This window comes from Polymorphospora sp. NPDC051019 (genome assembly GCF_040683055.1).
Lineage (GTDB): Bacteria > Actinomycetota > Actinomycetes > Mycobacteriales > Micromonosporaceae > Polymorphospora > Polymorphospora lycopeni.
This window is the reverse complement of record NZ_JBFBCH010000005.1, coordinates 123,539-145,020: the sequence shown is the minus strand read 5'-3', so window position 1 is coordinate 145,020 and position 21,482 is coordinate 123,539. Positions and strand designations below refer to the sequence as shown.

Genomic DNA, 21,482 nt, shown 5'->3' with positions numbered 1-21,482 from the left:
CCCTTCGTGGGCGGGTTCCTCGGCACCGCGCGGGCAACTTTCTGGGAGCGCTCTCTTGACGCCTGGCCACGCTCGGTCCACCCTTTCGTGAGAGCGCTCTCCTACTAGATACTCGATGCCGGAGGTCGAACACCACCACGACAAAGGGGCACAATGCGTTCGCCTCCGCCACCGCTCGTGTTCGTCGTACTCGGCCGCCAGATCATCGGCGACATCATGGAAGGTGCCGTGAAAGCTTGAGCAACCAACGAGTGACCACGTCCGGCGACACCGGCCAGGCACTGCTCGACCGGGCCCCGGCCGGTGTCCGGTTCCCCGAGGGCTTCGTCTGGGGGGCGGCCACCGCCGCGTACCAGATCGAGGGTGCCGCCCGCGACGACGGTCGCGGTCCGTCGATCTGGGACACCTTCAGCCGTACGCCGGGCAAGGTGCACGCTGGACACACCGGCGACGTCGCCTGCGACCACTACCACCGCTACCGCGACGACGTCGCCCTGATGGCGGAGCTCGGCCTGGCCAGCTACCGCTTCTCGGTGGCGTGGCCGCGGATCCAGCCCGACGGCAGCGGCCCGGTCAACCCCCGCGGGCTCGACTTCTACGACCGGCTCGTCGACGAACTGCTCGGTCGGGGCATCGACCCGATCGTCACCCTCTACCACTGGGACCTGCCGCAGCCCCTGGAAGACCGGGGCGGCTGGACCAACCGGGAGACCGCGGAGCACTTCGCCGGCTACGCCACCGCCGTGTACGGCCGGCTCGCCGACCGGGTCCGGACCTGGACCACGCTCAACGAACCGTGGTGCTCGGCGTACCTGGGCTACGGCAACGGGGTGCACGCGCCGGGCCGGCAGGACCCGGCGGCGGCCTTCGCGGCAGTACACCACCTGCTGCTCGCCCACGGGCTCGGCGCGCAGGCGCTGCGGGCGGCCGGGGCGACCACCGTCGGCATCACCGTCAACCCGGCCGCGGTGGTCCCCGCCGACCCGGACAGCGCCGCCGACCAACGCGCCGTACGGCTCGTCGACGGCCTGCACAACCGGATCTTCCTCGACCCGCTGCTGCGCGGCGGCTACCCCGCCGACGTGCTCGAACACGTCGCCCGGTTCACCGATCTCGACTTCCTGCGCGACGGCGACGAGCAGATCATCGGCGGCCCGGTCGACCTGCTGGGCATCAACTACTACGCGCCCACCTACGTCGCGGCCCGCCCCGGTGCCCCCGGGGGTGACGGCGCCTACCCCGGCACCGAGGGGATCGAGTTCCTGCCGCCGGTCGGGCCGCTGACCGACATGGGCTGGATGATCGAACCGTCCGGGCTGACCGCGCTGCTCGAACGCATCGGCCGCGACTATCCCGGGGTGCCGCTGTTCGTGACCGAGAACGGCGCCGCGTTCCCCGACCGGCCCGAGGGTGACCGGGTCCCGGACCCGGACCGGATCGGCTATCTCGACGGACACCTGCGCGCGGCACACGAGGCCATCGCCCGGGGCGTCGATCTGCGCGGCTATCTCGTATGGTCATTGCTGGACAACTTCGAATGGGCCGAGGGCTACGACAAGCGCTTCGGCATCGTCCACGTCGACTACCTGAGCCAGCGGCGGACGCCGAAGGACAGTGCGCGGTGGTTCCAGGAGGTGATCCGCCGCAACGGGCTGGAAGGATGAGAGCCACATGACGACTGCACGGGAACGGCCCACGCTGGAGGCGGTGGCGCGCCGCGCCGGTGTCTCCCGGGCAACCGTTTCACGCGTCGTCAACGGCTCGACCACGGTCGCCGAACCGATCCAGGAAGCGGTCCGCCGGGCGGTCCAGGAACTCGGGTACGTACCCAACCTGGCGGCCCGCAGCCTGGTCACCCAGCGCACCGACTCGATCGCGCTGGTGCTGCCCGAGACGGCGACCCGGGTCTTCTCCGACGACCAGTTCTTCCCCGGCATCATCCGCGGCGTCAGCCAGGAGCTGGAGGCCGCCGACAAGCAACTGGTGCTGATGATCGCCGGCTCGGCGGCGAGCCACGCCCGGGTCGAGCGCTACGCGACCGGGCGGCACGTCGACGGCGTGATGTTCGCGTCGGTGCACGGCGCCGACCCGCTCCCGGCGACCCTCGTGCGCTCCGGCATCCCCGTGGTGTGCAGCGGGCGGCCGATGGGCCAGGTCACCGTGCCGGTGCCGTACGTCGACGTCGACCACATCGGCGGTGTCGCGAAGGCGGTCCGGCACCTGTTGGAGACGGGCCGGCGGCGGATCGCCACCATCGCCGGCCCGCAGGACATGATCGCCGGCATCGACCGGCTCGCCGGCTACCGGGACGAGCTGCGCGACTCGGGCCGTCGATCGCTGATCGCGGTCGGCGACTTCACCCGGGAGTCCGGCGGGCTGGCCATGCGGCAGCTGCTCGACGACGACCCCGACCTCGACGCGGTCTTCGTCGCCTCCGACCTGATGGCGCACGGCGCGCTGCGTACGCTGCGCGAGGCCGGCCGCCGGGTGCCGGAGGACGTCGCCGTGGTCGGGTTCGACGACATCGAGATGGCCCGCTACACCGACCCGCCGCTGACCACGGTGCGCCAGCCGATCCAGGAGATGGGGCGGGAGATGACCCGCCAACTGTTGCGAATGGCTGCCGGTGAGGACATCGGGCACGCGGTCGTGCTGCCGACCGAGCTGGTGCTGCGCGAGTCGGCCTGAGTCCGGGGCGGCTCAGCCGGCCGCGTGCACCCGCCGCGCGACCGCGTACGTCGGCGCGTCGAAGAGGACCAGCCGGGCCGAGGTGACCTGTGCCGGCCCGGCATTGCGCAGTACGGCGAGCGCCTGCCGGACCGCGTCCTCGACCGGCCAGCGGTAGACGCCGGACGAGATCAACGGAAAGGCGACCGAGGCGGCGCCGAGGTCGTCGGCGACCCGCAGCGAGTTGGCGTAGCAGTCGCGCAGCAGGGCCGACCGGTCCTCGTCGGCCGACCAGACCGGCCCGACGGTGTGCACGACCCAGCGGGCCGGCAACCGGCCGGCCGTGGTGGCGACCGCCTGCCCGGTCGGCAGGCCGCGCCCGTACCGGGACGCCCGCAGGGCCCGGCACTCGGCGAGGATGTCGGGGCCGCCCCGCCGGTGGATGGCGCCGTCGACACCACCGCCACCGAGCAGCGACGAGTTGGCCGCGTTGACGATCGCGTCCACCCGCTGCGCGGTGATGTCACCCTCGGTCAGGACGATCTCCATGCGGCCATCCTCGCGCGCCTCGGCCGGCGCGGACCACTCAGGGCCGGGCCGTGGCCGACGGCACCGGGGACGCCGTGCTGCTGGGAGTGCCGGTCGGCTCGCCGGTGACCTCCGGCGCGGGGCTGGTCGTGGGGGCCGGCGACGACGGTGTCGGGGACGGCTCGACCGGCGACTCCGACGGTTCGGCCGGGGTCGCCGTCGGGCTCGGGTCCGGGGTGGGTTCGGTGGGGACCACCGACGGCGACGGTATCCAGACCGGCTGGCTCGGCGTGGGCACGGCGCGGGTCGGCGCCGCGCCCATGGTGCCGGCTCCGCCCCGTTCGGCCGGTGGCGCCGGAACCTCACCGGCCCAGATCCAGCCGCCCCAGACCGCGACCGGCAAGCCAATTACAACGATGATCCCGAATATCACTTTCGGTGGTATACGCACACTAAATCACCGTTCTTCGGGTGCCGAAGGTTACGGCATCATGGCCGATATGCACGTACTACTTGCCGGAGTGGTGGGGTCGACCGCGTACGGCCTCAGCCGCCCCGGCTCGGACGTCGACCGGCTCGGCGTCTTCGCCGCCCCCACGGTCGCCTTCCACGGGCTGCACCCGCCCCGCGAGTCGATCGTGACCACCACCCCCGACAGCACGCTGCACGAAGCGGCCAAATGGTGCCGGCTCGCCCTGAGCGGGAACCCCACCGCCACCGAACTCGCCTGGCTACCCGACGACCTCTACGACACCCGTACGCCGTGGGGCGACGAGCTGATCGCCATCCGGACGGCGTTCCTGTCCGCGCCCCGGGTCCGCGACGCCTACCTCGGCTACGCCGGCCAGCAGTTCCGCCGACTCGCCGGCCGGGGCGACGGCAGCTTCTCCGCCGACACCCGCCGGCGTACGGCCAAGCACGCCCGGCACCTGGCCCGGCTGCTGCACCAGGGACGTCTGCTCTACGCCACCGGGCGGCTGGAGATCCGGCTCACCGAGCCGGCCCGCTTCGTCGAGTTCGGTGAGCGCGTCGCCGCCGGCGACCTCGACCTGGCGCAACGGCTGCTGGAGTCGACCACCCGCGAGTTCGACGCGATCCGGACCCCACTGCCGGACCGGCCGGACGAGACCACCGTGGAGCGCTGGCTGCTGGCCGTACGCGCCGACCATCTGCCCGCGCCGGTGGAGGGTGCCCGCCCGGCTAGTTGAGGAACGTGGAGATCCGGTCGCGCAGGTCGGCGCGGTTGGTCCAGAAGACGCCGGGCCGGTCGTAGACGTGCAACTCGGCCTTCGGCAGGGCGGCCGCGAGCGCCTCGGCGGCCGCCACCGGATGCAGGTCGTCGCCGACGCAGCCGATCACCAGGGCCCGGGCGGTCACCCGGGACAGCGCGGCCCGGTCGGGAACCGCCACCTCGCCGGTCAGGTCGGCAAGTTCCGGGGCGAGCCCGTCGCGCATCAACTGGTCGATGCGCTGCCGCAGGTAGGCCCAGGAGGCCGGGGTGTTGCGGACGGCCGGCGGGATCTCCGCCGAGAGCACGTCGGCGACGGCCGAGATGTCTCCCACGCCCACCGCGTCGAGCAGGTGGTGCAGCCGCTCGGTCGAGGCGGGTGGCCTCGCCTCGTCGAGCACCGCCGGCAGGAAGAAGACGACCCGCTCGAACCGTTCGGGGCTCTCGGTCAACAGCCGGCCGAGCGCGCCGGCACCGAGGCTGACCCCGACCGCCCGCCCGGCGTTGGACAGGTCGGCGACCGCCCGCAGGTCGCGGGCCAGGTCACGGTAGGTCCACGGCCCTGGCGGGGCGTCCGAGCGGCCGTGCCCGCGGAACTGGAAGAAGACCTTGCTCCCGGTCACCGCGCTGCCCAGCGGCCGGGTGGTGGCGATGCCGCTGCCGAACCCGTGGGCGAAGACGGTCACCGGCCGCCCACTGCCGGTGACCAGGCGTTCGAGCCGTACGCCGTGCGGGGTGGTGACGATCTCGGTCGCCGGTTCGGGCAACGCCGGCCGGCCGGTGCGGGGTGCGCTCGGCCCGGGGCCGTAGGTCCGCGGGCCGCCATCGGGTGGCGGTGGCCAGCGGAAATCCCTCACCAGAAGCCTTTGCCGTCGGTCATATCTCGCAGGCCGGCCCGGACGTCGAGCAGGTAGACCAGGGAGGCGGCGATGCCGATCAGGCCGAAGATGTTGATCGCCTGGAAGAAGAGCAGGGTCAGCAGGAGGCAGACGCCGAGGATGGCGAGCCAGGCGCCCTTGGGCAGGGTGCCGATGGCCGGGAACGCGTCGCCGCGCTGGGTGAGGCAGTGAACGAAGGCGACCCCCTGCACAACCAGGGCAAACACGAGCAGTACCAGCTCGATGACGGTACGCACATCGTAGATGAAGATCGGCGCGGCGTGGTCCATGGGAACAGCTTATGCCGGCGGCCCCGGCCGCGTGGAACACGCGGGCCGGGGCCGTCGACCATACGTCACTTGCTGGTGGGGCGGGTCCGCTTTGCCGGCTTCGCGGCCGGGGCGGCGACGTCGGCCGGGGTGGCGATGTCGGCGGGGGTAGCGACGTCGGCCGGGGTAGCGACGTCGGCCGGGGTAGCGACGGCCGCCGGGGTGGCGGTCACCTCGGCCGGCGCCTCGGTCGCCTCGATGTCGGCGTTGACCGTGTCGGCGGCCCGGACGACCCGGGTGCCGACGACGCGCTCGCCGTGGGCGACGAGGAGTCCGTAGACGGCGACCGCGCGCTCCTGGGCCGCCTGGGCGCCGGCCACGACGGCGGCGGCGTTACGCATGGCCGCCTCGCGCAGCCGCTCGACGTCGACGTCGGTCGCGGTGGCCTTGTCGCGCAGGGTGGTGGCGGTCGTGTTGGCGTTGCGCAGGGTCTCCGCGGCCTTGTCGCGCAGTTCGAAGGTGGTGACGACCGCCTTGCCGCTCAGCTCGTTGACGACAGCGGGCAGCTTGCGCAGTTGCTGGTAGGCGAGTTCGCCCGCACCGGCGGCAGCGTAGAGCGGGGTGGGAATCCGGGTCGTCTTCGGCTGGGTCATGACTTCTCCTCTTCGGCCGCCGGGTCGGCGGCCTCGCTGATCGCCTTCTGGGCGATCTTCTTCGCGGGCTCAGGGGTCTCGGTGGTCGGCGCGGGCGTGGCGCCGGTCTCGGTCACGGCCACGGATTCGAGTACGCCGTCGGCCGGTGCCCCGGCGGGCGGTGTCTTCTCGAGGTCGGCCTTACCCGGCGTGGGCGGGTTCAGCTCCGTGTCGGCCGACTCGTCGGACCGGCCGGCGGCCCGGTCCTCCTCGGCCTGGCGGGCGTTCTCCCGGCGGAACGTCTCGTAGATCTGGCTCAGCGACTGCTTCTGCGCGATCGTCAGGTCGGGGTCGGTGGCGATGGCCGCCAGCACCCCTTCCCCCTCGGCATCGAGCAGGCCGGCCCGCAGGTAGAGCATCGGGGCCGAGACCCGCAGGGCGCTGGCGAGCTGCTGGAGCACCTCGGCGCTCGGCTTACGCAGCCCGCGCTCGATCTGGCTCAGGTAGGGATTGCTCACCCCGGCCTGGTCGGCGAGCTGGCGCATCGAGATCCGCGCGTTGTGACGCAGGTCGCGGATGAAGCCGCCGATGTCTCGGGGCAGGTCCTTGCGACTGGGCATGAAACCGAAGGTAGCGCCGACCGCTTGCTCCTGCAAGCGAAACGCTAGCCAGAGTTAGCGACTTCACCCGGCCAGCGTCTCCAGTTTCCCGCAGTCCCGCACTCCTCACCCGACATTTCGTCACATGGCGGGGAAAAGGTTGCGGTGTCGCGCGGAAGGCGGCGGAATCGCGGGAACGCGTCGGTCACCAGAAGGCGCGGACTCCGCCCACTCGGTCCCCGCCGCCGAACAGCGCGGACTCCGCCAGCTCGTCCAGGACCGGGGCACTGATCCCGAGCCGGCGGAGCGCGGCGACCAGCACCGGTGGGCGCGCACGCTGCCCACCGTCGTCGATCTTGCAGGCGACGGCGCCGGTCCCGGGCAGCGCCACCGCCAACACCCCCTCCGCCCCGACCTTGGTCAACAGACCGGGCACGCCGCGCATGAGCCGGTTGTCCTCGGCTTCCGCGGCGGTCCCGGAAACCAGCTCGGGGTGGGCCCGCATCGCGTCCGCCACGGCACGCTCGACCGTGCCGGGCGCCGCGGACACCAGCCGGTGGAAGGCGGTGGCCAGCCCGGTCAGCGACACCGCCAGCACCGGTGCGCCGCACCCGTCGACCCCGGTCGCGGCGACCCGTTCCCCGGTGAACTCCTCGATTGCCGCCCGCAGCCGCCGCTGCAACGGATGCTCCGGAAGCCAGTAGCCGTCGACCGGCCAGCCGGCCGCCCGGCAGGTCAACAGCATCCCGGCGTGCTTGCCCGAGCAGTTCATCTGGATCCGGGTCGGCCCGCCACCGGCCCGCAGCACCGCCTCGGCCGCCGCCGGCCCGATCGGCATCGCGCGCGGGCAGTGCAGGTCCGCCTCGGTCAGCCCGGCCCGGCGCAGCAGCCCCGCGACCCGGTCCAGGTGGAACGGCTCACCGTGGTGACTGGCGGAGATCAACGCCAGGTCGGCCGGATCGGTCACCGGCAACCCGGCGCGCAACATCCCGACCGACTGCAACGGCTTGACCGACGACCGGGGAAAGATCGGCCCCCGTACGTCCCCGGCGGCGTCGGACACCGACCCGGTCGCGTCGAGCACCACGACCGAGCCGTGGTGGAAGCCCTCCACGAAGCCGGACCGGACCACCTCGGCGAGCCGGACGCCGCCGGCGTACCCGCCGGGGTGAGTCACGGCCGGGCCGGGATGCCGAACAGCTCACGGGCCGCGGCCGCCGTCATCGGCGGCCGCTCGGCGAGCCGGGCGAAGCCCACCGCCCGCGCGACGAGCTGCATGTTCGAGTCGACCGGACGCCCCTTGGCGTACGTCAGGGTGTCCTCCATGCCGACCCGCAGGTGACCGCCGGTCGACAGCGCGGCGAGCATCACCGGGATCGTGGTGCGGCCGACCCCGGTGGCCGAGAACGTGGTGCCCTCAGGCAGGTCACGCACCGCCTGGCGGCACGCCACCAGCGCCTCGGTCGTGCCCGGCATCCCGCCCGGCACCCCCATCACGAAGTCGACGTGCACGTGGCCGCCGGCCGGCAGGCCGTACTTGCCGAGGAGGCGCTGGAGGGCGGTCAGGTGGCCGAGGTCGAAGATCTCGTACTCCGGCACGACGCCGCGCTCCTGCATGCGCGTGTGCAGGTCGACGATGAACTCCCAGCGGTTGAGGAAGACGTCGTCGCCGAAGTTGACCGTGCCCATCGTGCACGACGCCATGTCGGGCGCGGCGTCGAGTACGGCCAGCCGGGCGGCCTCCGGGTCGGTGACCGCACCGCCACTGGACAGTTGCACGACCAGGTCGGTCGACTCGCGCAGCGCGGTGACCGTGGCCCGCAGCCGGCCGATGTCGAGGGTGGGCCGGGCCTCGTCGTCGCGGATGTGGACGTGGATCACGGCGGCGCCGAGTGCCTCGCACTCCTTCGCCGTGACCACCAGCTCGTCGATGGTCACCGGGAGCGCCGGTACGTCAGCCTTGCTGGACTCGGCACCGGTCGGTGCCACCGTGATCAACGTCGTTGTCGTCATGCCGCTGATACTAGGGCCGGTTCTCCCAGGTGCCGGAAACCATGTCGGGTCACCGCCACCTGGCATCTCACGCCACCCGGCTCGGCTCCGGCACCGGATCGATGGCGGCGGCGGACTCGCCGACCGTCAGCCGCGCGTCGTCGGCGACGTTGCGCTTGACCACGGCCAGCGCGACCATGCCCAGCTCGAAGTGGCGTACGGCGGTGCCGACGAACCCGACCGTCCGGCCGTCGTCGGTGGTGACCGGGGTGCCCTTGGCCGGCGGCTGGTCGGTGGCCACCCCGTCGAGGTGCAGCAGCACCAGCCGGCGCGGCGGTCGGCCGAGGTTGTGCACCCGGGCCACCGTCTCCTGGCCCCGGTAGCACCCCTTGTCGAGGTGTACGGCCGGCGCCACCAGGTCGATCTCGGCGGGAATGGTGCGGTGGTCGGTCTCGAAGCCGACCCGGGGGATGCGGGCGGCGACCCGGATCGCCTCGTACGCCCACAGCCCGGCGGCCGGCACGCCGGCGGCGGTCAGCCGGCCGGCCACCTCGTCGACGGAACCCCGGGGCACGAGCAGGTCGACGCCGAGCGGCCCGCGTCGGGCCCACCCGCCGGCGGGCAGCGGCCGTACGGCGTATCGGCTGGTGGGGCGGGATGGCACGGAGCCGGCGGCGAACTTGGCGGCCGGGACGCCGAGGGTGTCGGGGTCGGTGAGCCCGTCGACGCCGAGCGTCGCGGCGGCCTGCGCCGCGCGCGGGCCGACCAGCGACAGCACGGCCCACTCGGCGGTGGCGTCGCGGGGCTCGACCCGGGTGAAGAACCGCATCTTCTCCAGGAAGCCGAGCAGTTCGCCGGCGGCCGGCCCGGGCTCGGTGTCGAGCCAGGTGGTGCCGTCGAGTTCGGCGACCAGCGCGTGGTGCTCGACGTGCCCGTGCGGGGAGAGGACGAGCAGTTCGCTGCCCTGCCCGTCGGCCAGCGCGGCGAGATGCTGGGTGGTGATGGTGTGCAGCCAGCTCACCCGTTCCTCGCCGGGTACGGCCAGCACGCCGCGGTTGGAGCGGTCGACCAGTCCGACGTCGGTCGCCAACGCCCGCTGCTCCCGGTTGGGGTCGCCGTAGTGGGCGGCGACGCCGACGTCGGGTGACTCCTCGTCGATGGCCCCGACCGCCACCGCCCCTGGTAGATCGATCATTCCTGCTCCCCACACTTCACGCAGACCCCGAAGAACGACACGTGCCCGATGTCGACCCGGAACCCCCGCTGCGCCGCCAACTGTTCGGCCAGCGGCATCAGCGTCGCCGGGTCGATCTCGTCGACCTCGCCGCACGACCGGCACACCAGGTGGGCGTGCTGGTCGGCGCCGGCCGGGTGGTAGGTCGGCGACCCGTGCGACAGGTGCGTATGGGTAACCAGTCCCAGCTCTTCGAGTAGTTCCAGGGTGCGGTAGATAGTGGTGATGTTCACGCCCGCGGCGACCTCACGGACGGCGTTGTGCACCTGCTCCGGGGTTCCGTGCCCCAGGTCGTGCACGGCTTCGAGGATCAGCTGCCGCTGCGCGGTGAGCCGCAGCCCCCGCGACCGCAGCACTTCGGCGAGCGATGTGTCCGACACGGCCCGATCATAGTTCGAATCCCCGTTACGCTCGGGAGTCGTGTCCAGCCCGCAGTTCGTGGCCGTACTGGGCCGGGGTCTGGTCGCCCCGGACGCCCCGGTCGTGCGCGCCGACGACCGGGGTGTGCTGCACGGCGACGGCCTCTTCGAAACGATGCACGTCCGTGCCGGCCAGCCCTGGCTACGCGACCCGCACCTGGCCCGGCTGGCCCGCTCGGCCGACCAGGTCGACCTGCCGCTCGCCCCGCTCCCCGACCTCGCCGGGCTGATCGACCTGGTCTGCGCGGCCTGGCCGGCCGATCTGGAGGGGGCGGTGCGGCTGGTCTGCACCCGCGGCCCGGAGCACGGCGGGCCGCCGACCGCCTTCGCCACCCTGTCCGGAATCGGTCCGGCGGCGGTGCGCGCCCGCCGCGCCGGCATCTCGGTGGCGACCCTGCCGCTCGGCGTGGCCGCGACCGCCCGCGCCGCCGCGCCGTGGCTGCTCGCCGGGGTCAAGAGCACGTCGTACGGGGTCAGCCAGGCGACCCGCCGCTGGGCGGTGGCGAACGGGGTCGACGACGTGTTGTGGACGTCGACGGAGGGGTTCGCCCTGGAGGGGCCGGCCGCCAGCCTGGTCTGGCTGGACGGGGCGACGCTGTGCACGGTGCCGGCCGCGGCCACCGGCATCCTGCCCGGGGTGACCGCCGGTTGGCTGCTGGCCAGGGCCGGCGAGCTGGGCTGGGCGGCCGACGAACGGATGGTGACGCCGGCCGACCTGCACGCGACCGGCGGGGTGTGGTTCACCTCGTCGGTTCGCGGCGTCGCGGAGGTGCGGTCGCTCGACGGCGTGCCGTTGCCGCCGTCGCCGCACACGACGGCGATCCGCGAACTGCTCGGCTTCGCCTGACGGCTTGCGGAGCCTGACGACGTCCGGACCGGCCGCCGGGCGGCCGGTCCGGGGTGCCGACGGGGTCGGGTCAGCCGCCGACGCGGACGAGGCGGGCGGACAGGTGCGGCGTCAGACCGTGGCCGACGGCGGCCATCTCCTGGGCGTAGAGCAACGCCCCCTCGACGATGCCGAAGAGCCGGTGGCCGCCGGTGACCTCCTTGGCGGTGGCGGTCCGCAGCACCGCGTCGGTCGCCAGCTCGACCTGGGTGCCGCTGACCCGGCCGAGGTAGAGCTCCATGATGCCGGTCGGGGTCATCATCAGCGCTTCGAGATCGTCGGTGACCCGTTCGCCGTCGAACACCGGCCGCCACCAGCCGACCTCGCGGCCGGCCGGCCGGATCGGCCGGCTCTGCTCGTCGAGCAGCCAGGCCCGCGACTCGTAGTGCAGGAACGGCCGGCCGTCGTGGCTGATCCGGATTTCCTGCGCGTAGTCGAAGTCGTCGATCGTCGGATAGCCGCCACGGCCCCGGCCGCGCCAGACCCCGATGTACGGCAGCAGCCCCAGCAGCGCGGGGTGCAGGTCGGGCCCGACCCGGAGGTCGTGCGTCTCCTCGAACGGGTACGGATCGACCGGCGGTGCGTTGAGCCAGGGCGGCGGGCCGATCGGGTTCTCGTCCGCGGGAGTAGTCACCAGCGTCCTCTCGAGATGCGTACGGCTAGGTAGACCAGGCCACCGGCGAGTGCGCCGAAGCCCGCGACCAGCAGGCTGACGAACCCGATCTCGGTGACCACGAAGGTCATCCTATGCTGACCGGTATGGCTCGCACTCTCGTCGTAAAGGCCACCGCGGGTTCGGATTCGGCGGAGCGGTGCGCGCAGGCGTTCACGGTGGCCGCGACGGCGGCCGCGGCCGGGGTCGACGTGTCGTTGTGGCTGACCGGCGAGTCGTCGTGGTTCGCCCTACCGGGCCGCGCGGCCGAGTTCGACCTGCCGCATTCGGCGCCGCTGACCGACCTGCTCGGCGCGGTGCTGGCCGCCGGGCGGGTCACCGTCTGCACGCAGTGCGCCGCCCGGCGCGACATCGGCCCCGACGACGTGCTGCCCGGCGTACGGATCGCCGGGGCGGCGGTCTTCGTCGAGGAGTCGCTGGCCGACGGCGCGCAGGCGCTCGTCTACTGACCGCCGCGCGACCGGCCGCTGATCCGACGGGCGGTCAGCAGCCGATCGTCACGGTCGCCCGTACCTCGCCGTCGACGACCCGGACCTCGACGCCGGTGTCGCCGGCGCGGTAGGCGTAGCCGTCCGGCGCGTCGGTCACCACCACGGCGTCGGCGGGCCGGACCTCGGCGAGCGCGTCGGCGAGCGGCCCGGTCGGGGTGCCGGTTCCGGTCGCCCAGGCGGTGTGGACCTGCCCGCCGCCCGGGCAGGTGGCGGACTCCCGCCCGCCCCCTCCGGCCGCGGTGACCCCGATCGCCGCCAGCATCCGGCCGGGCTCGGTGTCGACCGGCAGTCCGATCGCCAGCCGGACCGTCGGGTCGTAGTCGTCGGACGTGGGGCGGCAGCCGGTGCTCACGGTCAGAGTGATCACGCCGGGTGAGGTGACCCCGCCGCGTACGCCGACGAAGTCGCCGGCGTCGGCGCGCAACGAGTGGACGGTGCCACCCTCGCTGTGCCGGGTGCCGGCCCGCCAGGTCGGCGGCAGCCGGTCGGCGATCCGGTCGAGCAGGGCCGGCGCGTCGGCCTCGGTCGTCCGGAAGGCGACGCCGCGTTCCAGGGTGGCACCGGAGCGGATCGGGGTGATCCGGCACCCGGTCCGGTAACGGATCGGGGTGAGCTGCGCGACCACGTCGGTGCCGCCGGCGGCGACGAGTTCGCCGATCACCCGGTCGGCGAGCGGACCGGCCTCGGCCATGCCGCGCTGCTCGCGGACGGTCGGTTCGTCGGTGCGGGTGGAGACGTACGCGAGCACCAGCAGCACCACGGCCCAGGCGGCGCCGACCGCGATGAGCCAGCGCCGGGGACGGGGTGCGGGCGGGGCACCGGCCGGGACGGGCCAGCCGCCGGGTGGCGGCACTTGCGGCGGTGCGACCGGCGGAAGCTGCCGGGGCGGGTCGATGCTCACGCCGCCCATGGTGGCACGTTCGCCGGTCGGACCCCCAGTGCCGGGTGCCGGCGGGATCCGAGGTGCCGGTGCCGACAAGGTCCGCGGTTCCGGGCCGGCGGGGTCCACGGTGCCGGTGCCGGCCGGCGGCCGGTCAGTTCGGTACGGCCAGCCGGTAGCCGACCCCGCGCACGGTCTGCACCCGCAGGTCGTCGTCGGTGGCGCGCAGCTTGCGGCGCAACCTCTTCATGGCCGAGTGCAGGATCGCGGTGTCGCCGAGGTAGGCGCCGCCCCAGACCGAGCCGAAGAGCCGCTCGTACGTCCACACCGCGAGCGGCGGGCTCGCGAGCACGGCGAGTACGGCCCGTTCCAGCCGGGTCAGCGCGAGCGGTTCGCCGCGCCAGGTGACCAGGTGCCCGGCGGCGTCGATGGTCAGTTCGCCGAGCCGGATCGGGCCGGCCTGGGCCGCCGGGTCGGCTACCTGGACCGGCGGGCCGGTGAGCGGGGTGACCGCGCCGGGCGGGGGCACCGGGGCGTGCCGGGGCGGCGGCGCCGGCCAGGGCACCGGCGGGCCGGACAGGGTCGCGACCGTGGGTGCCACGGCGGGCAGGACCTCGCCGGTCAGCCCGACCGGCCGGTATGGCACAAGGGACGGACCGTCGCCGGCCGAAGTGGCGGAAACCGGGGTAGCGGGAACCGGGGTGACCGCCGGAGTCACGAGCTGCGCCGGGAAGAGCAGCGCGCGCAGCTCGGTCAGGTCGGCACAGAGCACGACGGCGCCACAGTCGTCGAGGCGCCGTACCACCCGCTCGCGGACCGTCGGATCCGCCGATACGCAAACGACCAGCGGAACGTCGCCATCGACCAACGCGGTCCTCCCAGAATCCTCCCAGGTCTGCCGTGCACCATCAGCCAACGCCGTTCCATCGACGGAGTCAACAGTGTCTGTCGTCGATGTGCGACAACTTTCTGACGGCCGCCTGAATCGGGCCAGAATCTTGCCCGAAAACTGCCCGCCCGAATCCATTGATCACTACCTCTACCCACCAGAGCATGACTTCAAACGGTTGCGGGAGAGGAACCCTATGTCACATCGCTCAAGACGCCGTTCGTTAGTAACCCGATCGACGGCCGTGGCCGCCGCGATCATCCTGGCCCTCACCGGGACGCCAGGGATCGCGTCAGCCGCCCCGAAGGCCGAGGTCAACCCCGAACTAGCGGCTGAACTGGCCCGGGAGGGCAGCACCGAATTCACCGTCTACCTGAAGGAACGCGCCCAGCTCGGCGGCGCCGCCCGGCTGTCCACCTCGGACGCCCGGGCCGCCGAGACCTACCGGCAGCTCACCGACACGGCGTCGCGCACCCAGCGTGGTCTGCGCGCCGAACTCGACGAGCGCAAGGTGCCCTACCAGGCGTTCTGGATCGCCAACGCGCTGCGGGTCACCGGCGACAAGGCCCTAGTGGACCTGATCGCCGCTCGCCCCGAGGTGGAGAGCATCGAGCCGGCGCGGACGTACGAGCTGGTCGAGCCGGAGCGCAACGCTCCGACCGCCGACCGGTCCGGCACCAACGCCGTCGAGTGGAACATCACCAACGTCGAGGCGCCCCGGGTCTGGAGCGAGTACGGCGTCCGCGGTGAGGGTGTCGTGATCGGCAGCATCGACAGCGGCGCCCAGTTCGACCACCCGGCGCTGGTCAACAGCTACCGGGGCAACCTCGGCAACGGCACCTTCGACCACAACTACAACTGGTTCGACCCGTCGAACGTCTGCCCCGGCGACGTGCCGTGTGACAACAACGACCACGGCACCCACACCATGGGCACGATGACCGGCGACGACGGCGAAGCCAACCAGATCGGCGTCGCCCCGGGCGCCAAGTGGATGACCGCCAAGGGCTGCGAGAGCCGTAGCTGCAGCGACGCCGCCCTGCTCGCCTCCGGTCAGTGGATGCTCGCCCCCACCGACCTCAACGGCCAGAACCCCCGCCCCGACCTGCACGCCGACATCATCAACAACTCCTGGGGCGGTGGCGGCGGCGACGAGTGGTACCTGCAGACGGTCGCCGCCTGGCGGACGGTCGGCATGTTCCCCGTCTTCTCCGCCGGCAACTCCGGCCCGGGCTGCAACACCACCGGCTCGCCCGGCGACTACCCGATCTCGTACGCGGTCGGCGCGTACGACATCAACAACAACATCGGCAGCCTGTCCAGCCGCGGCTCGTCCGCCGTGGACGGTGGCATCAAGCCGAACATCGCCGCACCGGGCATCAACGTCCGGTCCGCTGTGGACGGCAACGGGTACGCCGCGTTCAACGGCACCTCGATGGCCGCCCCGCACGTCTCCGGCACGATCGCGCTGATCTGGTCGGCGGCACCGAGCCTGATCGGCGACCTCGACGCCACCCAGGCACTGCTCGACGACACCGCCACCGACGTCAACGCGACCACCTGTGGCGGCACCGCCGACAACAACAACACCTTCGGCGAGGGCCGGCTGAACGCGTACCAGGCGGTCACCGCCGCCCCGCGCGGTCCGGTCGGCCGGGTCAGCGGCAGCGTCACCTCGGCCGGAAACCCGGTCGTCGGCGCGAACGTCGTCTCCGGCACCCGCAGCACCGTCACCGGCCCCGACGGCCGGTACGCGCTAAACCTGCCGGCCGGCGACCACGAGGTGACCGCCTCCGCGTACGGCTACGGTAGCCAGACCGCCACCGTCACGGTGACCGAGGGCGGCGCGGTGACCCGCGACTTCACCCTCACCGCCGCGCCGGTCGTCACGGTCAGCGGCAAGGTCACCGACGGCTCCGGCAAGGGCTACCCGCTCTACGCGAAGATCGAGGTTGCCGGCCGCCCCGGTGGTCCCGTCTTCACCAACCCGGTGACCGGCCAGTACTCGTTCACCGTGGCCGGCGGCACCGACTACCGGTTCACCACCACCGTGCAGTACCCCGGCTACCAGACGGTCGTCCGGGACGTGGCGGTCGGCTCGGCGGCGCAGACCGTCGACTTCGCCGTCCAGGTCGACCCCGCCTGCACGGCGGCCGGCTACTCGGCCTCGTTCGGCGCGCCACTGGCGAGCGAGAGCTTCGACGCCACCACCACCCCGGCCGGCTGGTCGGTGGTCAACCGCACCGCGAGCGGCGGCTGGGTCTTCGACGACCCGGGCCTGCGGGGCAACCTGACCGGTGGCACCGGCAACTTCGCCATCATCGACAGTGACCGGTTGGGCAGCGGCAACACCCAGGACACCGACCTGATCTCGCCGCCGATCGACCTGTCCGACGCCACCGGCCCCTACCTGCGCTTCAACAGCGACTTCCGGGCCGTCGGCAGCACCAACACCGCCGACGTCGACGTCTCGATCGACGGTGGGACCACCTGGGTCAACGTCTGGCACCAGACCACCAGCCGGCGTGGGCCGACCATCGAGGAGATCTCGCTGGCCTCGGCCGCGGGTGCCGAAGAGGCCCTCATCCGGTTCCGTTACAAGGGCACCTGGGCCTGGTGGTGGCAGGTCGACGACGTTCAGGTCGTCAACCGCACCTGCTCCCCCGAGCCGGGCGGCCTGGTCGTCGGCTTCGTCACCGACGCCAACACCGGCGCGGCGGTCAACGGCGCGACCGTGACCAGTGGCGACGAGCCGCTGGACAAGGCGGTCTCGGCGGCGACGCCGGACGACCCGAACATCGGTGACGGCTTCTACTGGCTGTTCTCCAGCCTGACCGGGTCGCACCCGTTCACCGCCACCCGGTCGCCGTACCAGCCGGTCACGAAGAACGTCAACGTGGCCGCCAACGGCACCGTACGGAGCGACTTCGCCCTGCCGTCGGGCCGGCTCACGGTCAGCCCGACGTCGATCGAGTCGCACCAGCCGTACGGCAGCACCCGCACCACCACGGTCACGGTCAAGAACACCGGTGGCGCCCCGGCGACCGTCGGGTTCGTCGAGCGGACCGGCGCGTTCGAACTGCTCGGCCGCCAGGGTGCGGTACTCGCCGAGCACCAGATGAAGGGCATCAGCAAGGCCGCCACCGGCACCGTCTACCCGGCGCCCGGGGTGACCGGGGCCGCCGCTCCGGCGGTCGACGAGGCCTGGACCCGCATCGCGAACTACCCGGCGGCCGTCTTCGACAACGCCGCCGCGACGCTGGACGGCAAGGTCTACACGGTCGGCGGCGGCAGCGGCAGCGGCATCGAGCGCAAGGCCTGGGTCTACGACCCGGAGACCAACGCCTGGACGGCGCTGCCGGACATGCCGAACGCCCGCGCCAAGCCGTCGGCGGCGGCCGTCGGTGGCAAGCTCTACGTCATCGGTGGTTGGGGTCCGGGCGGCACGCCGGTCGCCACGGTCGACGTCTTCGACCCGGCGGCCGGTACGTGGAGCACGCTGGCCGGCGTGACCAACCCGGCACCGCGGTCGGCGGCCGGTACGGCGGTCGTCGACGGCAAGGTCATCCTGGTGGGTGGCTGCGCCGACAGCGCCTGCACCGACTCCAACGACACGGTCATCTTCGACCCCGCCGCGGGCGCGTTCGGCACCGGTGCCGACTACCCGCTCGCGGTCGCGTGGATGTCCTGCGGCGGCATCGGTGGCCAGGTCTACTGCGCCGGCGGCGCCGGGGCCTCGGAGTTCACCGACGCGTACTCCTACGACCCGGGTGCCGACCAGTGGAGCCCGCTGCCGGACATGCCGATCGACCTGTGGGGTTCGCAGGGCACCTCGGCCGGTGGCCTGCTGGTGCTGGCCGGTGGCGTCACCGCCGCGTCGACGACGGTCACCAACCGGACGATCGCGTACGACCCGGTGGCGGCGGAATGGCTCAACCTGCCGAACGCCCAGTTCGCCCGCTACCGGGGTGCCGCCGCCTGCGGCGCGTACAAGATCGGTGGTTCGCCGTCGTCGTTCGTCGGCTCGGCGGACTCCGAGATGCTCGGCGGGCTCGACCTGTGCGACGCCGCCGGTGACGTGTCGTGGCTGTCGACCGACCCGACGGAGTTCACGCTGGCCCCGGGCGAGTCGAAGAAGGTGAAGGTCACCCTGACCGCCACCGCGGCGGCCGGTGTCGAGCAGCCGGGCACCTACACGGCCGAGCTGGGCATCGTCTCCGACACCTCCTACCCGGTCCCGGCGATCAGCGTCGAGATGAACGTCTCGCCGCCGACCAGCTGGGGCAAGGTGCAGGGCACCGTGATCGGTGAGACCTGTGCCGGGGTCAGGGTCGGCGTCGCGGCGACCGTCCGCCTCAACTCGCTCAACACGCCGGGCGTCGGCTACACGCTGACCTCGGGCGGCAACGGTACGTACGCGTACTGGATCCCGCGTGGGCGCTACGAGGTGATCGTGGCCAAGGACGGCTGGATCCCGCAGGCCGTACGGATCCAGGTGCAGCCGGGCTTCGTGGCGACGAGCGACTTCACGCTCGCGCCGTCGAGCCCCTGTGCCCCCCGCCTCGGCGGGATCTGATCCGGTCCCGGGGCCGGTCCGCCGGGTGGTGTGAAGCCACCCGCGGGCCGGTCCCGGCCCGGATGGCTCGGACATGACAAAGGGGGAGCCGGTCACCGGCTCCCCCTTCGGTCGTCCTGCGCCGGGTCAGCCCACGCTGACGCCGACCTCGTTGACGCCCTGCGCGGCGGTGACCGTCGCGTCGCCGTTGCCGTGCCGGGACAGCGCCCGCAGCGTCCAGGTGCCGGGGGCGGCGAAGAACCGGAACTGGCCGGCCGGCGAGGTGACCACCTCGGCGGTGAACTCGCCGGTCGAGTCGAGCAGCCGGACGTAGGCGCCGGCCACCGCCTCACCGTCGGCGGTCTTGACCACGCCGGTGATGACGGTCTCGCGGGTGAGGTCGACCGATGCGGGCAACGGAGCCGCCTGGTCCGGCGCGGCGCAGCCGGTTGATGTGGGTGCGGTCATCGTCGTCAGGCCTTCCCGGGCTCGTCGCCGAGGACGACCGGCACACCGATGAGCGAGCCGTACTCGGTCCACGAACCGTCGTAGTTCTTCACGTTCTGGTGGCCGAGCAGCTCCTTGAGCACGAACCAGGTGTGCGAGGAGCGCTCGCCGATGCGGCAGTAGGCGATGGTGTCCTTGCCGTCCTCGAGACCCGCGTCGGCGTAGAGGGCGCGCAGCTCGTCGTCGGACTTGAAGGTGCCGTCCTCGTTGGCCGCCTTGGACCACGGGACGTTGACCGCGGTCGGGATGTGCCCGGCCCGCTGGGCCTGCTCCTGCGGGAGGTGCGCCGGGGCGAGCAGCCGGCCGGCGAACTCGTCGGGCGAGCGCACGTCGACCAGGTTCTGGGTGCCGATGGCGGCCACGACCTCGTCCCGGAACGCCCGGATGGACAGGTCGGGGTCCTTGGCGACGTACTGCGTCGCCGGGCGGGAGACGGCGTCCTTCACCAGCGGACGGGCGTCGAGTTCCCACTTCTTGCGGCCACCGTCGATGAGCTTGACGTCGCCGTGCCCGTAGAGCTTGAAGTACCAGTAGGCGTAGGCGGCGAACCAGTTGTTGTTACCGCCGTAGAGCACGACGACGTCGTCGTTGGACACGCCACGCTCGGACAGCAGCGCCTCGAACTGCTCCTTGTTGACGAAGTCCCGGCGTACCGGGTCCTGGAGGTCCGTCTTCCAGTCGAGCTTGATCGCGCCGGCGAGGTGGCCGCCGTCGTACGCGGTGGTGTCCTCGTCGACCTCGACGAAGACGACGCCCGGGGCGCCGAGGTTCTTCTCGGCCCAGTCGGCCGAAACGAGTGCGGTGTCGCGACTCATCAGATCACTCCTTGTGACGATGGAGGTGGTGAGCCAGCGCGTTGATGATCACGGGATCGTTCGGTCGCACCACGCGCGGGACCCAGTTAGGGCGGATCACGGGTTTGTGCGACGGCGCCGCTGCCGAGCGTTCAGACCAGAGGGTACGCAGAGGGAGGCAGCCCCGCCGTCAGATGACGGGGCGACACAGGCAGGTGGCCACGCGGCACAGGTCGACCGCGCGCCGTTTGGTGAGGAACGTCCCCATGACCAGGCAGCCTACCAGCCGTGTTACCACGGCTGGTAGGTCGACCAGCATGCGGGAACCGCCGTCACACGGTGGAGTTGAGCGGCACGTCCTGGGCCGTCGCGGTCACCGCCAGACCCTCCGGCAGCGGGCGTACCTCCTGCACGGCGAGTTCGAACGGCAGCGCCGGCAACGGCACGTCGATCGAGATCTGCCGGGCGTACGCGTTGACCAGCGCCTGGGCGGCCGGCACGTCGGGCAACCCCTCGGCGGTCAGGTTCTCGAAACGGACCTGCACCTGTCCCTCGTTGATGGCCAGGTCGGCCGTGCCGTGGACGGTGAACTGCTGCCCCAGGACCTCCAGCGGGGCGCTCACCGCCAACTGCCCGCCCTCCTCGGCGAGCGTCACGCCCGGCCGCTGGATCAGCGCGGCGACGCTGGCGTACGAGATGGTGCCGGTGCCCTCGACCGTGCGGGCCCGTACGTCGCCCTGACCGGACCGAAGGGTCTCGATCGAGGCGGTGACGTCCCGGGCGTTGACGTCCAGTTCGGGCATGCTCACCGAGCGGCCCTGCACCGATCCCTCGACGTCGCGCAGCAGGATCGAGATCGACTCGTACCGCCCGGCGGCGACCTGGGTGAGGAACGGGAAACCCCCGACCGACACCTCCGGCTGCGACGCCTGGAGGTTCTGCCGGCTGACCTCGGTGCTCACCTGTTGCGCGATCGTCCGCTCGGCGAAGCCGACGGCGGCCCGGTCGGCGACGACGAGCAGGCCGGCCAGCACCAGGAGCAGGATCACCGCCACGATGAGCAGCCGCCGGCCCCGGCGGCGCGGCCGGACCTCCCGCGTCGGATAGCTGTCTGCCACGCCCGCCTCCTGTCTTCCGCTGCAAGCCGCCCCGTTGGGACGACCGGCCGATCTTCCGCTGCAAGCCGCCCCGTTGGGACGACCGGCCGATCTTCCGCTGCAAGCCGCCCCGGTGGGGGCGGTCGGCCGCGGTGCCGACGATTCCCGCGCGCCGGGCTGATTCTGTACCCGGATCGCGGCGCCGGCACGCTCGCCGCCGCGCGGATGGCACTATCGCGCGAGTCGGCGCCGTGATCCGTCGCA

Annotated in this window: 22 protein-coding genes and 2 pseudogenes; 6 read left to right on the top strand and 18 right to left on the bottom strand. The window is 72.7% G+C overall.

Going from position 1 to position 21,482, the window contains the following annotated elements:
- Positions 1 to 281: 281 nt before the first annotated feature.
- Together AB0M79_RS11915 and AB0M79_RS11910 are read left to right on the top strand one after the other, a co-directional pair.
- Positions 282 to 1,664: a GH1 family beta-glucosidase gene (locus tag AB0M79_RS11915; protein WP_364211941.1), complete on the top strand. Its 1,383-nt coding sequence runs from the start codon at positions 282 to 284 to the stop codon at positions 1,662 to 1,664.
- Positions 1,665 to 1,671: 7 nt separating this feature from the next.
- Positions 1,672 to 2,688 carry a LacI family DNA-binding transcriptional regulator gene (locus tag AB0M79_RS11910; protein WP_357535548.1) on the top strand — a complete coding sequence of 339 codons (1,017 nt, stop codon included), beginning with the start codon at positions 1,672 to 1,674 and terminating at the stop codon, positions 2,686 to 2,688.
- A gap of 12 nt (positions 2,689 to 2,700) precedes the next feature.
- On the opposite strand, the gene AB0M79_RS11905 is transcribed toward AB0M79_RS11910, so the two are convergent.
- A complete protein-coding gene (locus AB0M79_RS11905) occupies positions 2,701 to 3,216 on the bottom strand; it encodes an O-acetyl-ADP-ribose deacetylase (protein ID WP_364211308.1) in 516 nt (171 codons plus the stop codon).
- A gap of 50 nt (positions 3,217 to 3,266) precedes the next feature.
- Here AB0M79_RS11905 and AB0M79_RS11900 point away from each other — a divergent pair, with 50 nt between their 5' ends.
- Positions 3,267 to 4,403, top strand: coding sequence for a nucleotidyltransferase domain-containing protein (locus tag AB0M79_RS11900; RefSeq protein ID WP_364211305.1), 1,137 nt, complete (start codon positions 3,267 to 3,269; stop codon positions 4,401 to 4,403).
- Here AB0M79_RS11900 and AB0M79_RS11895 read toward each other — a convergent pair.
- The 8 genes from AB0M79_RS11895 to AB0M79_RS11860 form a co-directional block, all read right to left on the bottom strand.
- Positions 4,396 to 5,280 (bottom strand): alpha/beta hydrolase, encoded by an 885-nt coding sequence (locus tag AB0M79_RS11895; RefSeq protein ID WP_364211302.1) that lies wholly within the window; start codon positions 5,278 to 5,280, stop codon positions 4,396 to 4,398. The genes AB0M79_RS11900 and AB0M79_RS11895 overlap by 8 nt on opposite strands.
- Complete coding sequence (locus AB0M79_RS11890) at positions 5,277 to 5,591, bottom strand: DUF2516 family protein (RefSeq protein ID WP_357535538.1); 315 nt, start codon at positions 5,589 to 5,591, stop codon at positions 5,277 to 5,279. The genes AB0M79_RS11895 and AB0M79_RS11890 overlap by 4 nt, the downstream gene beginning before the upstream one ends.
- A gap of 65 nt (positions 5,592 to 5,656) precedes the next feature.
- Positions 5,657 to 6,223: a hypothetical protein gene (locus AB0M79_RS11885; RefSeq protein ID WP_364211299.1), complete on the bottom strand. Its 567-nt coding sequence runs from the start codon at positions 6,221 to 6,223 to the stop codon at positions 5,657 to 5,659.
- Positions 6,220 to 6,822, bottom strand: coding sequence for a helix-turn-helix transcriptional regulator (locus AB0M79_RS11880; RefSeq protein ID WP_364211296.1), 603 nt, complete (start codon positions 6,820 to 6,822; stop codon positions 6,220 to 6,222). Before AB0M79_RS11880 ends, AB0M79_RS11885 begins: the two co-directional genes overlap by 4 nt.
- 184 nt (positions 6,823 to 7,006) lie before the next feature.
- Positions 7,007 to 7,978 (bottom strand): asparaginase, encoded by a 972-nt coding sequence (locus AB0M79_RS11875; RefSeq protein ID WP_364211293.1) that lies wholly within the window; start codon positions 7,976 to 7,978, stop codon positions 7,007 to 7,009.
- Positions 7,975 to 8,814 carry a 3-keto-5-aminohexanoate cleavage protein gene (locus tag AB0M79_RS11870; protein WP_364211290.1) on the bottom strand — a complete coding sequence of 280 codons (840 nt, stop codon included), beginning with the start codon at positions 8,812 to 8,814 and terminating at the stop codon, positions 7,975 to 7,977. Before AB0M79_RS11870 ends, AB0M79_RS11875 begins: the two co-directional genes overlap by 4 nt.
- 67 nt (positions 8,815 to 8,881) lie before the next feature.
- Positions 8,882 to 9,988, bottom strand: a complete 1,107-nt coding sequence (locus tag AB0M79_RS11865) for a folate-binding protein (protein ID WP_364211287.1) — start codon at positions 9,986 to 9,988, stop codon at positions 8,882 to 8,884.
- Entirely contained in the window at positions 9,985 to 10,407 is a 423-nt protein-coding gene (locus AB0M79_RS11860; RefSeq protein ID WP_357535528.1) for a Fur family transcriptional regulator, read from the bottom strand. The genes AB0M79_RS11865 and AB0M79_RS11860 overlap by 4 nt, the downstream gene beginning before the upstream one ends.
- A gap of 40 nt (positions 10,408 to 10,447) precedes the next feature.
- On the opposite strand from AB0M79_RS11860, the gene AB0M79_RS11855 reads away from it, so the two are divergent.
- Positions 10,448 to 11,293, top strand: a complete 846-nt coding sequence (locus tag AB0M79_RS11855) for an aminotransferase class IV (protein ID WP_364211284.1) — start codon at positions 10,448 to 10,450, stop codon at positions 11,291 to 11,293.
- Positions 11,294 to 11,363: 70 nt separating this feature from the next.
- On the opposite strand, the gene AB0M79_RS11850 is transcribed toward AB0M79_RS11855, so the two are convergent.
- Complete coding sequence (locus tag AB0M79_RS11850; RefSeq protein WP_364211281.1) at positions 11,364 to 11,966, bottom strand: FABP family protein; 603 nt, start codon at positions 11,964 to 11,966, stop codon at positions 11,364 to 11,366.
- Complete coding sequence (mtfM, locus tag AB0M79_RS11845; protein WP_269746704.1) at positions 11,963 to 12,067, bottom strand: small membrane protein MtfM; 105 nt, start codon at positions 12,065 to 12,067, stop codon at positions 11,963 to 11,965. The genes AB0M79_RS11850 and mtfM overlap by 4 nt, the downstream gene beginning before the upstream one ends.
- 12 nt (positions 12,068 to 12,079) lie before the next feature.
- Between mtfM and AB0M79_RS11840 the strand changes: the two genes are divergently transcribed.
- Positions 12,080 to 12,454, top strand: a complete 375-nt coding sequence (locus AB0M79_RS11840) for a DsrE family protein (protein WP_357535523.1) — start codon at positions 12,080 to 12,082, stop codon at positions 12,452 to 12,454.
- A 34-nt stretch (positions 12,455 to 12,488) separates the two neighbouring features.
- Here AB0M79_RS11840 and AB0M79_RS11835 read toward each other — a convergent pair whose 3' ends face one another.
- The 3 genes and pseudogenes from AB0M79_RS11835 to AB0M79_RS11825 form a co-directional block, all read right to left on the bottom strand.
- Positions 12,489 to 13,397 carry a hypothetical protein gene (locus AB0M79_RS11835; protein ID WP_364211277.1) on the bottom strand — a complete coding sequence of 303 codons (909 nt, stop codon included), beginning with the start codon at positions 13,395 to 13,397 and terminating at the stop codon, positions 12,489 to 12,491.
- Between the two features lie 133 nt (positions 13,398 to 13,530).
- Positions 13,531 to 13,830, bottom strand: a pseudogene (locus tag AB0M79_RS11830) (winged helix-turn-helix domain-containing protein); the annotation flags it as partial.
- A 273-nt stretch (positions 13,831 to 14,103) separates the two neighbouring features.
- Positions 14,104 to 14,223 (bottom strand): annotated as a pseudogene (locus AB0M79_RS11825) (transcriptional regulator); the annotation flags it as partial.
- Positions 14,224 to 14,461: 238 nt separating this feature from the next.
- Between AB0M79_RS11825 and AB0M79_RS11820 the strand changes: the two are divergent.
- A complete protein-coding gene (locus AB0M79_RS11820; RefSeq protein WP_364211938.1) occupies positions 14,462 to 18,841 on the top strand; it encodes a S8 family serine peptidase in 4,380 nt (1,459 codons plus the stop codon).
- Between the two features lie 126 nt (positions 18,842 to 18,967).
- Here the strand turns inward: AB0M79_RS11820 and AB0M79_RS11815 are convergent, their stop codons facing one another.
- The 4 genes from AB0M79_RS11815 to AB0M79_RS11800 all read right to left on the bottom strand — a co-directional run bounded on the left by AB0M79_RS11815 (position 18,968) and on the right by AB0M79_RS11800 (position 21,239).
- A complete protein-coding gene (locus tag AB0M79_RS11815) occupies positions 18,968 to 19,297 on the bottom strand; it encodes a DUF1416 domain-containing protein (RefSeq protein WP_357535683.1) in 330 nt (109 codons plus the stop codon).
- A complete protein-coding gene (locus tag AB0M79_RS11810; RefSeq protein WP_364211274.1) occupies positions 19,294 to 20,142 on the bottom strand; it encodes a sulfurtransferase in 849 nt (282 codons plus the stop codon). The genes AB0M79_RS11815 and AB0M79_RS11810 overlap by 4 nt, the downstream gene beginning before the upstream one ends.
- 169 nt (positions 20,143 to 20,311) lie before the next feature.
- The gene (locus AB0M79_RS11805; protein ID WP_331716730.1) at positions 20,312 to 20,389 is read right to left on the bottom strand and encodes an Ms5788A family Cys-rich leader peptide; all 78 of its coding nucleotides are present in this window, start codon (positions 20,387 to 20,389) and stop codon (positions 20,312 to 20,314) included.
- A gap of 64 nt (positions 20,390 to 20,453) precedes the next feature.
- The gene (locus tag AB0M79_RS11800; RefSeq protein ID WP_364211271.1) at positions 20,454 to 21,239 is read right to left on the bottom strand and encodes a DUF2993 domain-containing protein; all 786 of its coding nucleotides are present in this window, start codon (positions 21,237 to 21,239) and stop codon (positions 20,454 to 20,456) included.
- Positions 21,240 to 21,482 lie beyond the last annotated feature (243 nt).

What these genes read in the sequence shown, in the direction of transcription:
- AB0M79_RS11820 (WP_364211938.1), top strand. Translation starts at nt 14,462, where the DNA reads ATGTCACATCGCTCAAGACGCCGTTCGTTAGTAACCCGATCGACGGCC.
- AB0M79_RS11805 (WP_331716730.1), bottom strand. Translation starts at nt 20,389, where the DNA reads ATGGGGACGTTCCTCACCAAACGGCGCGCGGTCGACCTGTGCCGCGTG.
- AB0M79_RS11885 (WP_364211299.1), bottom strand. Translation starts at nt 6,223, where the DNA reads ATGACCCAGCCGAAGACGACCCGGATTCCCACCCCGCTCTACGCTGCC.
- AB0M79_RS11810 (WP_364211274.1), bottom strand. Translation starts at nt 20,142, where the DNA reads ATGAGTCGCGACACCGCACTCGTTTCGGCCGACTGGGCCGAGAAGAAC.
- AB0M79_RS11905 (WP_364211308.1), bottom strand. Translation starts at nt 3,216, where the DNA reads ATGGAGATCGTCCTGACCGAGGGTGACATCACCGCGCAGCGGGTGGAC.
- AB0M79_RS11870 (WP_364211290.1), bottom strand. Translation starts at nt 8,814, where the DNA reads ATGACGACAACGACGTTGATCACGGTGGCACCGACCGGTGCCGAGTCC.
- AB0M79_RS11865 (WP_364211287.1), bottom strand. Translation starts at nt 9,988, where the DNA reads ATGATCGATCTACCAGGGGCGGTGGCGGTCGGGGCCATCGACGAGGAG.
- AB0M79_RS11910 (WP_357535548.1), top strand. Translation starts at nt 1,672, where the DNA reads ATGACGACTGCACGGGAACGGCCCACGCTGGAGGCGGTGGCGCGCCGC.
- AB0M79_RS11890 (WP_357535538.1), bottom strand. Translation starts at nt 5,591, where the DNA reads ATGGACCACGCCGCGCCGATCTTCATCTACGATGTGCGTACCGTCATC.
- AB0M79_RS11880 (WP_364211296.1), bottom strand. Translation starts at nt 6,822, where the DNA reads ATGCCCAGTCGCAAGGACCTGCCCCGAGACATCGGCGGCTTCATCCGC.
- AB0M79_RS11840 (WP_357535523.1), top strand. Translation starts at nt 12,080, where the DNA reads ATGCTGACCGGTATGGCTCGCACTCTCGTCGTAAAGGCCACCGCGGGT.